The sequence below is a fragment of the Rhodococcus sp. Leaf233 genome (genome assembly GCF_001426165.1).
Taxonomy (GTDB): Bacteria; Actinomycetota; Actinomycetes; order Mycobacteriales; family Mycobacteriaceae; genus Rhodococcoides; species Rhodococcoides fascians.
This window is the reverse complement of sequence record NZ_LMRO01000002.1, coordinates 14,645-28,628: the sequence shown is the minus strand read 5'-3', so window position 1 is coordinate 28,628 and position 13,984 is coordinate 14,645. Positions and strand designations below refer to the sequence as shown.

General features: G+C 61.8%; 14 protein-coding genes. 7 read left to right on the top strand and 7 right to left on the bottom strand.

Annotation, left to right across the window (positions count from 1 at the left end):
* Positions 1-15: 15 nt before the first annotated feature.
* The 3 genes from ASH04_RS05625 (at position 16) to ASH04_RS05605 (ending at position 2,387) form a co-directional block, all read left to right on the top strand.
* On the top strand, positions 16-258 hold the full coding sequence (locus ASH04_RS05625; RefSeq protein ID WP_032373240.1) for a hypothetical protein: 243 nt from the start codon (positions 16-18) through the stop codon (positions 256-258).
* Positions 259-1,095: 837 nt separating this feature from the next.
* Positions 1,096-1,428, top strand: a complete 333-nt coding sequence (locus ASH04_RS05610; RefSeq protein ID WP_156394472.1) for a hypothetical protein — start codon at positions 1,096-1,098, stop codon at positions 1,426-1,428.
* Positions 1,429-1,649: 221 nt separating this feature from the next.
* Positions 1,650-2,387, top strand: a complete 738-nt coding sequence (locus ASH04_RS05605) for a hypothetical protein (RefSeq protein ID WP_057472983.1) — start codon at positions 1,650-1,652, stop codon at positions 2,385-2,387.
* A 377-nt stretch (positions 2,388-2,764) separates the two neighbouring features.
* On the opposite strand, the gene ASH04_RS05600 is transcribed toward ASH04_RS05605, so the two are convergent.
* Positions 2,765-3,076, bottom strand: coding sequence for a hypothetical protein (locus tag ASH04_RS05600; RefSeq protein WP_156394471.1), 312 nt, complete (start codon positions 3,074-3,076; stop codon positions 2,765-2,767).
* 347 nt (positions 3,077-3,423) lie between these two features.
* Between ASH04_RS05600 and ASH04_RS05595 the strand changes: the two genes are divergently transcribed.
* Together ASH04_RS05595 and ASH04_RS05590 are read left to right on the top strand one after the other, a co-directional pair.
* A complete protein-coding gene (locus ASH04_RS05595; RefSeq protein WP_156394470.1) occupies positions 3,424-4,098 on the top strand; it encodes a helix-turn-helix domain-containing protein in 675 nt (224 codons plus the stop codon).
* Positions 4,071-4,502 carry a hypothetical protein gene (locus ASH04_RS05590; protein WP_155289493.1) on the top strand — a complete coding sequence of 144 codons (432 nt, stop codon included), beginning with the start codon at positions 4,071-4,073 and terminating at the stop codon, positions 4,500-4,502. The genes ASH04_RS05595 and ASH04_RS05590 overlap by 28 nt, the downstream gene beginning before the upstream one ends.
* Here ASH04_RS05590 and ASH04_RS27120 read toward each other — a convergent pair.
* Both ASH04_RS27120 and ASH04_RS05580 read right to left on the bottom strand, forming a co-directional pair.
* Positions 4,481-7,009, bottom strand: coding sequence for a cytochrome P450 (locus ASH04_RS27120; RefSeq protein ID WP_235579941.1), 2,529 nt, complete (start codon positions 7,007-7,009; stop codon positions 4,481-4,483). The genes ASH04_RS05590 and ASH04_RS27120 overlap by 22 nt on opposite strands.
* Positions 7,006-7,482, bottom strand: coding sequence for an ImmA/IrrE family metallo-endopeptidase (locus tag ASH04_RS05580; protein ID WP_162247515.1), 477 nt, complete (start codon positions 7,480-7,482; stop codon positions 7,006-7,008). Before ASH04_RS05580 ends, ASH04_RS27120 begins: the two co-directional genes overlap by 4 nt.
* 295 nt (positions 7,483-7,777) lie before the next feature.
* Between ASH04_RS05580 and ASH04_RS26050 the strand changes: the two genes are divergently transcribed.
* On the top strand, positions 7,778-7,984 hold the full coding sequence (locus ASH04_RS26050; RefSeq protein ID WP_032373290.1) for a hypothetical protein: 207 nt from the start codon (positions 7,778-7,780) through the stop codon (positions 7,982-7,984).
* A 289-nt stretch (positions 7,985-8,273) separates the two neighbouring features.
* Positions 8,274-10,127 carry a hypothetical protein gene (locus ASH04_RS05570; RefSeq protein WP_235579940.1) on the top strand — a complete coding sequence of 618 codons (1,854 nt, stop codon included), beginning with the start codon at positions 8,274-8,276 and terminating at the stop codon, positions 10,125-10,127.
* A 120-nt stretch (positions 10,128-10,247) separates the two neighbouring features.
* Here the strand turns inward: ASH04_RS05570 and ASH04_RS05565 are convergent, their stop codons facing one another.
* The 4 genes from ASH04_RS05565 to ASH04_RS05550 all read right to left on the bottom strand — a co-directional run bounded on the left by ASH04_RS05565 (position 10,248) and on the right by ASH04_RS05550 (position 13,911).
* Positions 10,248-11,627 (bottom strand): hypothetical protein, encoded by a 1,380-nt coding sequence (locus ASH04_RS05565; protein WP_057472977.1) that lies wholly within the window; start codon positions 11,625-11,627, stop codon positions 10,248-10,250.
* 68 nt (positions 11,628-11,695) lie between these two features.
* A complete protein-coding gene (locus ASH04_RS05560) occupies positions 11,696-12,115 on the bottom strand; it encodes a hypothetical protein (protein WP_156394469.1) in 420 nt (139 codons plus the stop codon).
* A gap of 336 nt (positions 12,116-12,451) precedes the next feature.
* Positions 12,452-12,691: a hypothetical protein gene (locus ASH04_RS26425; RefSeq protein ID WP_156394468.1), complete on the bottom strand. Its 240-nt coding sequence runs from the start codon at positions 12,689-12,691 to the stop codon at positions 12,452-12,454.
* 302 nt (positions 12,692-12,993) lie between these two features.
* Positions 12,994-13,911: a ParA family protein gene (locus ASH04_RS05550; protein ID WP_307848892.1), complete on the bottom strand. Its 918-nt coding sequence runs from the start codon at positions 13,909-13,911 to the stop codon at positions 12,994-12,996.
* Positions 13,912-13,984: the final 73 nt, after the last annotated feature.

The window sequence follows — 13,984 nt, the reverse complement described above, 5'->3', positions numbered from 1 at the left end:
GAAAGGAATCAGCCCATGGCTGGTCAACAGTCCACCGTCGATGTCGTCCCCCACGACAGTCGCAAACTGCAACACCGCGCGTTCACCACCTCCACCGCAGACGGCGACCCCCTGGCGACCGTCGAGGTGTGGGTCGATCGTCAGACCGGCCGACTCGTGATCGAGGTAGATGGCCACCACCGGGACGGCGTCGTGATCGACGTCGACTACAACGGCGAAACCGCAGCGGTGCTCGAGAACGGCGTCAACACATGGTGACCGCGCCGAACGTCTTGAATTTCAGCCCGTACGACGATCACCACCTCACCGGGCTCGAACGCGACTCGCAGGGTCGCGTCCAGCTGGCGGTGTCGTTCGACGATGTCGCTCGGTACGACACGATCGAACGGAAAAGCGCCGAAAGCGCGGTGATGACCGATGTCAACACGGGACGCACCTGGCGCATCCGCAGGGCTTCGTGCGGACTCAGGTGTTACTGCAGTGCCGCAATCGTCGGGGAGGTCGATCCCCCCGGGGCTGTAAACCGTGACGGAAAACGTCGACTGCAGAACTGACTCTGGTCGATTATCGAGGATCGATCGACCTGCGGCAGGGGTGTTTTCGGGACAAGAGACATCAGCGGAGCTGCTGTCGGAAGCCACCTCGAAGAAATCAGATCACTCCGAACGAAGGAAACATCATGCCTATCTGCCCCAATGGTTGTGTCGACGGCTCCGACGTTTCCTTCGAGCTGGAAACCGGTTTCGACCAGAACCACAAGCCTGCTTGCATCTGCCCCGCTTGCGGATACCGCGACCTGCTGGTCGATCTCTGCGCTGCCTGAGTCTCCCTGCTCGCCGCCCACACCCCGAAACCTCCCCGCGAGGTTCGGGGTGTCGCTTTCTCGAACTTGATCCGACCCCGCCGGCCGAGCTCCCGGAAGGCGGCAGCGGAGCTGCCATCGAGAACGCCCACGAGCAACACCGATCACTGCGATAGCAAAGGTGGACATTATGGCCAAGCGAAAGACAGTCGGCGGAAGCGAGTTTGACGCCTTTGCGGGCAATCGTCGCGCACACAACTGGCGCGCCGGCGAAGTCAAGAACCTGAAGACCGGTGCCAACCGGCGTGATCGACGACGAGCACGCCAGGAGATTCGTCTCGAACAGGCGGCGTAAGCGCATAGACAATCCCGGCTCCCAATCGGAAGGCATCATGAACATCTACAAACACAAGTTGACCGACACCGAGATAGCGTGCGGCGTCACCCTCGAGCAGGTCGCTCGGGAATTGCCCCGAGTACTGCTGCGCGACGATCGCGTGCACGTCGACGGGACCGTGCCACCTGCTCTGGGTAGCTCAGTTGCCCGAGCGGCGTTCGGATCCGACGAGTTCAGGTTCGTTGGGCTCGGCGCGCAGACAGGCTTTCTGATCTACGAACGCAAGTAGAGCTCACCGCTGGCCCCGAATCCTCCCGCAGGGAGTCGGGGCCTTCTATTTTCGCGACAACTCGTTTCTGCAGCGGGGCCTCTTTCCTGCTGTGGCTGGTCGGCGGGATGGTCACTTCGACCGACCAGCATCGATACTGCTGACCTCGTAGGCTCACAGTCACCGATCTCTCCCCGATCCCGGGGACCCCCCACGCCCACAACCTTCGAAGGACACCTCTGATGGCTCAGCCCAAATTCAACGTCGAAGTCGCCTTCATCAACGAGCACGGCGATCCCGGTCTCGTCCTTTTCCGCGGCGCGTTCTACACCTCCCGCTCAGCCGGGCAGTTCGCACTCACGCAAGCGGCTGCATTGTCGGATACACGCGAAGTCGACACCGTCTCCGTCGTCATCGACGCCGTGTCCGAAGGCAGCTCACACCGTGATGTCGACTTCATCGGCACTCCTGGCGAATTCGCGGCCGCGCTGGCGGCACTGCCTGCATACAAGAACGGTGTGCTGGGTACCGTCATCTCCGCACCCCAAGATGTCACCGCCGCAGTAGCCGCCATCGTCGAAGCGTCACCGCCGCTACCCGATTCGGCGGTCGACGGTCCTGCCGCGGTCGAGGTTCTCGATGTGGAGGTGTACTCCACCCGGCCCGGCCCGATCCCCAACTCGCACACCGAGGTCGGCGCATACTCACCCGAGGATGCACACCGCATTGCCGAGCAGCTCGCGGCCGATCTCCGCGGAACGATCGAGCCGATGCGGAACGCTACGGTGCTGCGTGTGACCCATGCAGCGGACATCTCCGACACCGACCGCATGGCCGCCGAGCGGTCCGTTCAGGTACGAAACCTGCGTGCGAACATCTCGGTCCTCGACCCGGTCGCGGACGCCGAACACATCACTGCGCTCGCCGCCGACCTGGAGGAGCTGCGGGCGCGTATGGCGGGCTCAGTTCGGAGCAGCTGAAGCCAACTCTGCGACCGCTGCCGAAACGAGTTCGGCAACATGTCTCGACCCTTGACGGGCGAAGACATGTTGCCGGTTGTGCACTATCTGTGCGATGCGCCCGCCGACCCGGCGGGCGCATCGCATTTCAGATGTCAGCCCAGGAGGCTGAGCCAGAACCACAGCTGCGTGAAGATCCAGGGCATGGGTGAATTCCTCTCTATCAGTTCAACTTTGACTGAATGATTGATGTCCCGGCGGGATCGCGCAGTTCGGCACATGATGAGTGAAGCGTCACTGGGCGATCCTCGCGCCGGTCCATCGTCGAGTTGCAGGAAGTAGGGGGTCCTGCAACTCACGACCGGGGTCACTGGGTGACACCAGTCGAGATTGGGGAGTCAGGCGACGTCGCCGATCTCATGCATCGGTGTGCTGCTGAACTCGATATAGCGCTGAATTTCGTTGGTGGGCTCGCGGAACGTCGTGTCCGCGTCGGTCCATTCACCGAGGAGCTCGCCGGTCGCCTCGCACCGAAGTTGATGCAGATCGTGCGTGCCCTCACGCAACGAACAGACAGCAAAACCAGGGACCGAGATGTTCACCGCCTGGCACAGCAGGGGTTTACGGTCGGACTCGCGATGTAACACTGTGCCTGGATAAGAAGATGTCATGGTCGTCCTCCGAACCGAGTGCAGTTCGTCTTGCGGCATGAGCGGGTTGCAGCCCGTCTTCGCCTAGATCGGTAATTGGTCGTTGGATCGCGAAAGAGCGACCTCAGTGCCGTCGAAGACCTCAAATCGAACGGCGGTACTGAGGGTGTGCCTCTGTTTGACGCTGCACAGGACGTTTCCCGGGCGACGCTGCCCGGTGAAACTGCTCACCCTCAGAATAGACATAGAGTTGCCATAGTTTCAACCGGCCGGAGCTGCAGTTCTGCAGCGATGCGACTCAGTAGACACATAGAAAGTTCCAGAAATCATCCACCAACCGACCCGGTTTATCGGACTTGACGGTCCGGTCGTCAGTTCTCCCCGTGGTCACAACTAAGGTGACCTGCGTGAGTAGACCTGATATGGCCCGCTTCGGGGCCATCGTCAACAAGCGGCGGCGCGAACTGGGCCTATCACTCGATGACGTGGCAGCAAGCGGCGGCCCGAGCCAGGTGACGGTCAGCAACATCGAGCAGGGGACGACGAACCGACCCCACTTCGCGACCTTCACGAAGCTCGACGAAGTTCTCAAATGGAAGTCGGGGTCCGCAGCTCGCGCTTTCGACGGCCAGGAGCCCGAGGCGCTCGAAGAGGTCCGCAACAGACATCGACCGTCGCAATCACGTGGACCGAATCCTGACTCCGTCACAGTGTCGATGCGGACAGTGGGGGATCTGCTCACGGCTGCACAAAGAATCGAGCGAATCGCGAGCTCGAAGACCGCGTCGGCCGAATTGAAGGATGCATCGGCCGAACTCGATCTGCATGTGGATCGAGTCATGCGAGCATGGATCATCGTCCAGGTCGAGACGCGGCTGTGCGGCGGTGACGACCTGCAAAACGACTTTATGATCGACATGTTCTTGAAGGACTATCTGAGTCGGGCGTCGACACCGGCTACCGCCGAGGACGAAACCGAACTCAGTTACCTGCAATGGTTACTAGGCAGGGCCGACGACTTGTCGCCGGACCGGGTACACACTTACGAGCAGCGTTGGAACGCGATCAGATCGGAGTACTGATGGACTACCTCAAGATCAGCCTGGCTCACAAGGTGAACAGGCTTTTCGATTTCTACCATCGCCGAGGCGAGCCCCAGGTCGATGTGCAGTCGGTGGCTGTGGTGCTCGGTCAGAAGCTCGACCGACAGATCGATCCCGACTACCTGTCGGAGATGCGTAAGGGCTCGATCTCGCAAAACGAGGTCGACCAACAGCTTCGGAATGCCCTCTGCGCGTTCTTTGGCGTCGACCAGGCATACCTGACCGAAACCTCCGGTCGAGACATCGATATCGACCAGCGACTGAGGCTGTGGATCATCGTCCGCGATAAGGGCCTCGACTACTTCGCAGCTCGTGCGAACGGACTCACGCGAGTCGAGTTCGAGGCCCTTATCGCGGAAGTTCAGGCGCTGCCGGCTGCGTGAGCGTGCTCATGACGGTTGAAGCGCATCCGTAGTCCGCGTGGACGCAGGGTCAGGTTTTCTTCGACGTCGAGCGAACTGGAGTCGGTCTCGAAGTCGAGTGCCTGGACAAGTGTGGCGATCACGAGCACTGCCTCGTGAAGAGCGAATGCCCGTCCGATGCAGGCTCGTGGCCCCGTACCGAAGGGCTTGTATTGGCTCGCGTCGGGGGCTCGACCCATGAAGCGTTCGGGGTCGAAATCGTCAGCATTGTCTCCCCACACGCTTGGATCGCGGTGTACGCCCAGCAGCAAGGTGAATACCCACTCCCCCTTCTCGATCGCGTAGCCGCCCAGCGTTGTGTCGACCCGAGCTGCTCGGAAGAATCCCGGAGCGGTCGGCCATAGCCTCAAGGCCTCCGAGACGACAGCGCGCGTGTATCGCAACTTGCTCACGTCGCCGTGGGCGATCGACCCATCGCCGGAGACGGCAGAGACTTCTTCGCGTATCCGCCGGGAGATCTCCCGATCCTGAGCAATGTAGTGCGCAGCGAACGCGAGAACATTTCCAGTCGTTTCGTGGCCGGCAACCAGAAAAGTGATGACTTGATCGGCGATCAGCGTGCTGTCCATCGGCGTTCCGTCGCTGTGCAGCATGAGGTCGAGAAGATCAGGCTTCCGTTCGCCCGAACGTTGCCGATCTTCGACCACCTCACGAACGGTTGCGCGCAGGAACTCCCTGTCGGCAGCAGCTTGCTTCGCGCGGGCGCGCCCGGTCAACGCGCCGATCACTGGAATTGCCGACTGCTGGGTGTAGGCCAGGGTTCGGGTGAGTGCTTCTGCGAATGGGTGACGATCGGTTCTGGTGAAGGGTTCGAATGAGTACCCGAACCCGCAGAGCCCGATGACCTCGAGTGCGACGTTTCCCATGAACGCCGCTACGTCGTCGATCTCCGACCGCTGGGCCAACGTCGATGAGGCTTCGTCAGCGACCGACTGCATAGCCGCGTGGTAGCGGACCATCGCCTCTTTGGTGAACCCGGGCATGAGGGCTTCGTGCCCCACCGCCCACTCGGCCGAGTCGTTCGCCGTCGTGAACAGGCCCTCACCGCCCAATACCTTCAGTCGCTGGATGGGCCGACCCGCGAACCGCTCCCAGCGTGCTTCGTCGGCTACCTCGCGCAGCAACGCTGCCGAACCGACGAACGTCAGCTTCGCCCCACCGATGAAACTACGGCGGTACAGCGGACCGAGCCTGTCCATCTGCTCCAACGTCCGCTGATTTGGTCGCTCGGAATCCATTCCGAGGATGTCTCCCAGAATAGGGACCCGACGCGGGGGGTGCGGCATCTTCTTCGATGGACGAGCGGTGACAGCCGAACTGCTTTCGGTCATAGTCCTATCCCAATCTGGTTGTTCGTCTTGTTCGTTCCATGCCGCGGCGACCGCGAGCAATCGTGGTCTTTCGTTCAGCCAGGACGGTGCAAACGCTCTGTGGTGAAGAGGGTCCTGGTTGCTCTGGTATCTCTGGACCGCTATACGGATGTCGCGAGCGTGATCCTGCGGCGAGTCGCCCTGTTCACGGGGAAAGTGAGGCAGGAGAGCATGAATGGCGTCCTCGATATCGATGAGCATTCGCCACTCGGTGAACGACGAATCGACCGGAATATCGTGACTCGCCGGCACTCCGACTTCACTGACGGTCTCGCTGAGGTTGGTCCATATGGGTTCGAGGGTTCGAGCGTGATGCGCCGCGGAGTCACGGCCCCGCCGTACGCGGATCGAGGAGACGATCGACGGAATTGCTATGCACACCATTACCGCCACGACAGGAAGAAAGAACAGGTCGTTGGAGTGTGTGCGCGCTTCGGTGAACGCGTTCTGTACACCTGTCGACAGCATCAGGCCCGACACCATCCGTGTGCCGTGGTCGAGGAAACTACCCGTGATGCACAACAGCACCACAAGACCGAACATCGTCCTGTTCCACGACACATGCCGGCGTACATGTGCAAGCGCCGTTTGCCCGGTCACAAGGGCTGCTAGAGGGGTCGGAAGGCTGTAGACCACCATGTACATTCCGGTTCGCCAGGACAGTAATTCCTCGACAGCCAGACCGCTCGACGTAGCCGGCCACGCGATGACGTAAAGAGCGCTGCCGCATGCCAGGACTCCCGCGGACAACAGCGGAATGGCCTTCCGCAAGTTCATGGTTTCCTTCCGCTTCCACAGAAGGCCAACCACCAATACGCAGGCCGCAGAACCTATTGCCGAGGTGTGCGTCAAGACCCTTATCGTTCCGAGGGAGAGTCCCAACTCTCCCAGTACGGACTGCACCGAAGCCTGACGTAGCAGCGCGCTGATCAATAGAAACCCGATGAGCGCGTGCGCGGCTGTGTCGACCGGTCGTTTGTCCACCAGGACGAACTGCCGGACTGTTATGACAGCTGCGATCCAGATGATCAGTGCCCAACTCACCGCCACCGGAAGACTGCTGGTCGCCTCCCGGGTCAGTAGTTCACTCGACGTCATCTATGCGGGAACTCGATCAGCGACGCGCTTCGATGCAGGCTGCCGTCCATGTCGTTGGTGATGCTGCCACGGCTGAGGACCGCGAGCTGCGTGCCCACCAGCTCGGCCTCAGCTTCCGTAGCAGTGCCGAAGGATCCGCGATAAAGAATCTCGCGTACCTTCGCCTCGTCGATGCCGTCGGTGAGGACAGAGGCCGGAACGTCATAGACGTCGCTTCCCCGGTGATCGCAGAGAATGTGCGCGATTTCGTGGAAAATCTGTTGGCGCTGGTGCCGCTTCGAGTGCTCTGGGCTGTACATGATGGTCAGACCGTCATCCATCACGTACAAAGTCCCGCACGTCAGGATCCGAGACGCTATCGACGAACGTTCCTTGAGCGTGACCGGCTTGCCCTTGAAGTCCGACAACCACAGGACGAACTCCTCAACCGTCCAGGGTGGAGTCAACGGTATCGAATCCATGATGGTTGCCAAGGACGTTCGCTTCGCTACCCGACGTCGTAGATGCATGACACCTTCCCGGTTACCCGTCAGTAAGACCCCCGTGTCTTGTGACCCCGACAACCTACCGGTGAATGGCCCTGCTGACGAGGAGCCACATCACAATGCAGAGTCAGCTTCGAATGATTTGATACGTTTCTTCGTGTTAACTGTGCTGATTCTATGCCGCACCGCGTGTCGCGCACTGTTCGAGGTGATTCTGAGTCACCATGAGCACCGACCGCATGCACCGCGGTTGACCGTTGAGCTCGCCAGGAAAGGAATCGTGATGGCTCCACAAAGCAAGGGTTCACGTCGAGCACCCACCATCCGGTTGCCCGAGGAGGTCATTGAGAAGCTGCAGCAAGGCCGCATGGAAGCCGGCACATCGTCTTTCAGCCAGTACGTCTCCGACGTGCTGGCTATTCATGTCGGGCGGCCTGACCTCGCGCGCGAGCTCAACAATTCACAGGAGGTCTTGCCTCTGACTGCATAGGCGTGAACGCCTGGTCGTGACGGAACCCGACCACGGTTGTAACTCACGCAGAGTCGGCCCCAGCCATCGAAAAACCCCCGCTCTTGTAGCGAAGAACGAGGGTTTTCGAGGTTGGTGAGAAGCGAGGTACCAACTCGATTCTCGATTCTGCGGTTTCCCAATGAAAGGGACTGTCGTGCCAGACAGGTCTCAGGGTACATCCTGCCCTGATGAAGGTTCAAGATTTGATGCTCGTGTCGCGTCGTCGATGTCGACACCCGACCTCGTATGGAGACGTCTGTCACCATTCGTGCGTGCGCGGCGCTCCATGCGGCTGTGGAATCCCGACACCGGGCTGTTCAACGACGAAGCGCAGAACTGGACAAAGCGTCTGCCGCGGGTACCGGCCGCAGTGCCGATATATGCGCGCGGCCGCACGACCCTGCTAGCGCTCGATTTCGACGCAAAGCACCACACGCCCGAGCAAGTCGACGCTGACGTCGAGCGCGCGCTCGAGTGGCTTCACGAGTGCGGCGCACGCGTCGTGACCGATCGTTCGACAAGCGGCGGCCGCCACGTCCTGGTTCCTTTGGCGACCGACAGTCCTATGCGAGTCGACGACGTCAGAGTTCTGATGAAGCTCCTCGCTGCACGCCTGATCACCCTCGACTGCGATCCCATGCTCAATGCAGCTCAGGGCTGCATCACTCCCCCGGGCTCACCAACTCGCGAAGGCGGCTACCGCCGTCTCGATGGCGCTCTGGACGTCGCGATCGACACGTTCGTTACTCGATCCGACCGTGGTGCTGCTGCACGTCTGATGGCGCTGCTCGGCGGCATGTCTCCGACTCGGCACCGCACACCAGTGGCCGCGGTGGCCGCGTCCCTCACGCAGGACGAGCGCCTTGTCGGCGTCGGTCGGCATAGACGCTTGGATCCTCGTTTTCACCGCAGCTCACGCGTCCCGGAGGCCGTCGTGACATACGCGGCCACCGGGAAATTGACCAAACCCCTCAAAGCTCTGTGGGAATCGCCCTCGGAAGCACGTCAGTCCGTTATCAGCCATGCAGTCCTACGGGGTTGCAGCGCCGCAGACATCGAGACGGCCATGGCCACCAAAGAGTGGGTAGGGATCCGCCACTCGTACCTCGACAAGTACGGCAGGCATGCCACGACGGCCTTGCAACGTGATGTCGCCAACGCCCTGACGTGGGCAGCTGGGGTTGCCCACCAATTCCGCGAACCACAGCACAAGAACAAGCACACAGGGGGCAATAGCTCCTACCTGAAAGACCGTGTTCGTCGCGACTGGCTGGCACACGCCCAGCTGTGGATCGATCGAGAATTCGTTGGTACCCGACATCGGCCTGTCCTACTCGCCGTAGTCCAGGCTCTGGCGTACAGCTCGGCCTTAGCGGGAGAACTGGTCGAGGGTGTGCCCGTGGTGGCCGTCGGAGGACGCAGTTTGTCCCACGCTGCAGGCCTGATGTCAGAAGACTCTGTGTGGACTGCTCTGCGCGTTCTCAGGGACACCCCCGGATCGCCAGTGTTGCTCGTGGCCCGTGGGGCCGGGCGCGACGCCGACCGATACGCCTTGACCACCCGCGCGATCGACAAACCGAACAGAACGCGCATCGAGCGAGCCCGCGTCGAACCTGTCCATCCAGCGTGGAGTGTTCTCGGACTGCGCGGCCGCACCGCTTACGAACTTGTCTCCGCCGGGCATGCCACGAACATCGAGGACGTTCTCGCAGGTGCGCGGCTGCGACCCTCCAACGGATACGACATCATCGCCGACCTGACGATCGCTGGACTGATCGAGCGACACGGATCGACCTTGCGGGTAGGAACCCGCTCTCTCGACGACGTAGCGGCCTCACACGGGCTCGAAATCGTGGCTGCCGACCGTATCGTGCGACATCGTGCAGAACGGTTGCTGTGGCAACTCTGGCTCGACAACAGGTTTGCAACGCCGGCAGCTCCCGACATGGACGCCCCCGAGTACCCGACCCTGGTGCCCTCCGGGCCGGGTGAGCGAGATTCCGAACAACTGTGGGCTGCTCTGATGGCGACAGGCCCACCGCCTACGGATCCGATGCTGGACGCCCTCGACCTACTCGCGCATGAGTTGGGCGCTGTGATCGTCCGAGAACCACAGCGATAGGGGTGGGCGCTGGCGATCATTCATGGTGGCGCGAGATCGATCTCGGCCGTCATGGTCGACCCGAGGTGCACGTCAGGCCCGGAGCTCGCATTGAGGTCCGGGCCTGACGTCGAGATCGGGTTACTTTGCGGCTGCTGCTTTGCGTGAGGTCTTCGTGACGGACGGCGGCGTGGTTGCCTCCGCAAGCGAGGCCGCGCGGTTGCGTGCCGCGATGATGAGGCCTTCACGGTTGAGGCCTCGCGAATATGTCGAATCGAGGTAGAGCACCGGCGCGGCGTCTTCACCGTTCATCTCGACCACTTTCTCGAGCAGTGCCTTGTGCAGGAATTCGCGCAGTGGACCTGATCCCCCGCCGTAGACGTAGATCGCCTGCGTTGCTGCACCGACCAGATCGAGGACTCGCGAGAGCTCCATGGCCACTTCGCGGACGAAGAACTCCGAGGCCACCTCGGTCTCTTCCACGACACGGCCGTGGAACTTGGCTTTGAGTGGGTTGACGTCGAGCTGGAGGAAGTCCGCCAACTGCTTGCGGCCGGCGAAACCGTGCGCATCGCCCTTCTCCGTCATCGACTCGATGGCATTTTCGAGCACCGTTCCGTAACCCGAGGTGAGAGTGCGCGATGCGTCTGCATTGAAGCGGCCGCCGGTGAATACAGGGAAGTTCACGGTCCCCTCCCCCACATCGACTCCAATGGTGTCCGTCGCGGCCAGCAGGTGCTTCGCCTCCACACCCTCGAGCACTACGCCATGGCTGCGCACGTCGGAGAGCAGTCGTTCCATCAGTGGCTCACCGAAGAAGTTGATCGCGTACTGCGCACTCGCCCCCTCCGGTACAACCAGCACGTTGTCGAAGACGATGCTGACGGTGATCGGCGTGACGAAGTTGTTGATTCGAACCTGGTGTACGAGGGGTTCGGCGGCGGTGCCGACGAAGCCTGCGGAGTAGCTACCGCGATGCGACTCGTACTCGCTGATGGGTAGCGCGAGAGCAAGTACTGCGCGAACAGTGAGTGAGGTGACTGAGCTGTCGGCGTTGTTGGGGCTCGGAAGCATGCCGGAGACGGCGACGTAGTCACGAAGCGCCTTCGCAGCGAGAATGCCCAAAACCAGTACCTTCGACAGTGGCTGTTCGGCCTTGGACTTGTGACCGACCAGGTCGAACGCGTCCACGCTCGATGCCTTGGTCGCGAGGGCGCGACGGCCGATGACGCGCCGATAAGTGTCCGGCACCAGATTGGAGCTGAACACCATGTCAGCGTTGTCGAACCACTCCTGGCCGCCAGCCAACACCTGCGGAGCGTCGGCGTCCGGGGTCTGGAGGAGGTTCGGGCGGATCAGAGTCGCCGCGACGCTGGGCATGTCGATGATGTCGACCGCCACGTCCGACTCTTTCGCGGCGGTGTCGCTGCCGCGATCTTCGATGACGCCCTTGACGTATCCGTTGCCGATGTCGAGACCTGCGGTGTACTCGAAGAGTCCGGCCTGAGGGTCACTGCTCATGATGTAATCCCGTTTCTTGTGTCAGTCGTAAGTGGTCTTGGTGCGAAACCCGTTGCGGCGGTGTTCATCTAGCTGTTCCTCTTGCGAAACAAGTCTTCGAAATCGTCGCTCGGTGACGCGGATGTCGGAGGGGTGGGCGGAGACGAGGCTGGGCGAGTCGGTGGCGGTGTCGGTTTCGCCGGGACACGGGGCTCGGGTACCTCGGGCTGCTTCGGCGCGGTCACAAGCTGCGCGGCGGTCGCCTGGGTCGCCGAAACGCGCTCCTTGAGTGAGCTGGTAGTCAGAGCACCCATGGTCTGTTCCATGACATTGGCCGCACCGAACTCGTTGACCCACATTCGGATCAACATGACGATCGCCTGTGACTGAAAACGCGCTCCCTGTGCGGCCATGAAGGCGTCGACGATCGCATCGTCGGCAGGTAACTGCAGACGCAATGGATGCTTCTTGGGCGACAACGACTCGTTGTCACTGGTTTTCGAACTCATCTCGATTTCGGCCTCTCCGTGCCCCGTCACGCCATACGAACTTCAGTGTGAGGACACCCGACTGGCGAACCGCCACAGCCAGTCCGTCCTGTGTCCGCTGTATATCCGTTCTATGTCAGAACTATGGCAACTATATATGCCAGGAGGTGAAATGTCTCTCTTTGCGGCAATGCGCGGACCCTGTGCGGATATATAGCGGATGTGGCGCGGCGTCTTTGCGGCGGGAGTGCGGCGGGAGTGCGGCGGGGAGTGCGGCGGGAGTGCGGCGCGATGGAGTGACCGGGGCGTTCCGATATCGGAGAGGCCCCGGGCCTCACTCCCGCCGCGACCGAGATGTCAGTTGGAGCTGGACTCGAGGAACCGTTCTAGAGCCACCCTGCACAGCTGTGATCGGGACTCGGCTTCGACCTTCTCTGCAAGCTGATCGATCACCTCGAGGTTGTCCCGCCGCATTCGAAAGGACCTCGTCGACCTCGGACCGGCGGCACTGCGGTGCGTGCGCACGAACAGCCCATCGGATTCGGCCTTGTTGTTGGCCTGAGCAATGAGCGCAGGCAGCTCATCGTGCGACGCCACGATCGCGTCCATCACGAGATCGGGGTACGAGACCGAGTTTTTCTTCGCGAAGGTCGTTGTCGCCTCTGCCAGTGCGGTTGGCAGGGACAAGGTCACAGGTGCGGTTTCGGCGCGCTCTGTCGTGTCAGCCGGGGCCACTGTTCGGACTTTCTTCGTCGCGGCGGGTGCTGTGCGTACCGGCTGCGCAGTGGGGGCCTTTGCTGCAGGTGAAGGCACAGCTCGCGCCGGCCGCGGTGGAGGTGGGGGGATCGAGCCGGTGCGCTTCGCGAGTCCGTCGACCGGAGGGAAACCTGGACGTTCACTCATGCCAGCACCTCGGCAGCTTGCTCGGCGGTCTGAATTCGCTCCAGAACCTCCTGGCAGAGCATGAGGTAGTCCTCGGCCAGCGCCGAGGCGCTACCCGGTATCCGGTCGGGCTTACGGCCCTCTCGCAGCGCCTTCCAGAACGGCTCTGCGGACTCGGCCTTTTCCGCAAGCTCGTGCACCAGCACTCCCCTTTCGCGTGCGTTGACGGCCGAACTCTCTCCGTGTCTGATGATCGACTCCAAGAGGGGGGCCGCACCGTTGAGCGCCGACTCGATGTCGGCAGATGCGTTGCGTCGAACAACTTTTGCTGAGGTCGAGACATCGAACAACACGGCACCGAGTAGTTCCACTGCTGGATTGACATCGCGTGCGGTCTCGATCTGATGAGCGAGTACGCGCAGGCCTTCGATGCTTGCGCGGTCTGCGCGGGTGGGCACCACGATCCATCGTGTTGCGCACAAGGCGAGCTGCAGCAGATTCGGCCTAGTAGGTGGAGTGTCCAGCACTATCAGGTCGTAATCGGGGGCTATGGGTGCCAGCGCCTCGGCGAGCATGGATCGAAACGGCCGCGATCGTTGCGCGCGGCCAGTGATGATGGACTCGAGATCGTCCAACGCGTCGCCGCCGCTGATGACGTCGAGGCCGGGGCGAATGTCGGCTACGACAGGTGTGAGCGCGGAGCCGGTACCCAGCGCGTTGCATAGAAGTTGACCGGAGTCGCCTCGTCCGTCCCAGTAGTAGCCGAGATCGTGCCCTGCGTTGCCCTGTGGGTCGAGGTCGATCAGCAGGGTTCGCCAGCCGCCCGCCGCTGCGAGGCCCGCGACGTTGACTGCCGTGGAGGTCTTGCCTGCACCCCCCTTGCCGTTGGCGAACGTGACTACCCGGGTCAATGCGTCTGCTACTGCTTCACTCACTACAGGGTCTCCTCTCGTCATTACTTGGTCGCGCACTGTATGCAGTACGAGCAGGCGCACTGTGTTCCTCAGT

Coding starts and splice junctions, on each gene's coding strand:
- ASH04_RS05625 (WP_032373240.1), top strand. CDS start 16: ATGGCTGGTCAACAGTCCACCGTCGATGTCGTCCCCCACGACAGTCGC.
- ASH04_RS05605 (WP_057472983.1), top strand. CDS start 1,650: ATGGCTCAGCCCAAATTCAACGTCGAAGTCGCCTTCATCAACGAGCAC.
- ASH04_RS05600 (WP_156394471.1), bottom strand. CDS start 3,076: ATGCCGCAAGACGAACTGCACTCGGTTCGGAGGACGACCATGACATCT.
- ASH04_RS27120 (WP_235579941.1), bottom strand. CDS start 7,009: ATGACGTCGAGTGAACTACTGACCCGGGAGGCGACCAGCAGTCTTCCG.
- ASH04_RS26050 (WP_032373290.1), top strand. CDS start 7,778: ATGGCTCCACAAAGCAAGGGTTCACGTCGAGCACCCACCATCCGGTTG.
- ASH04_RS05565 (WP_057472977.1), bottom strand. CDS start 11,627: ATGAGCAGTGACCCTCAGGCCGGACTCTTCGAGTACACCGCAGGTCTC.
- ASH04_RS05560 (WP_156394469.1), bottom strand. CDS start 12,115: ATGAGTTCGAAAACCAGTGACAACGAGTCGTTGTCGCCCAAGAAGCAT.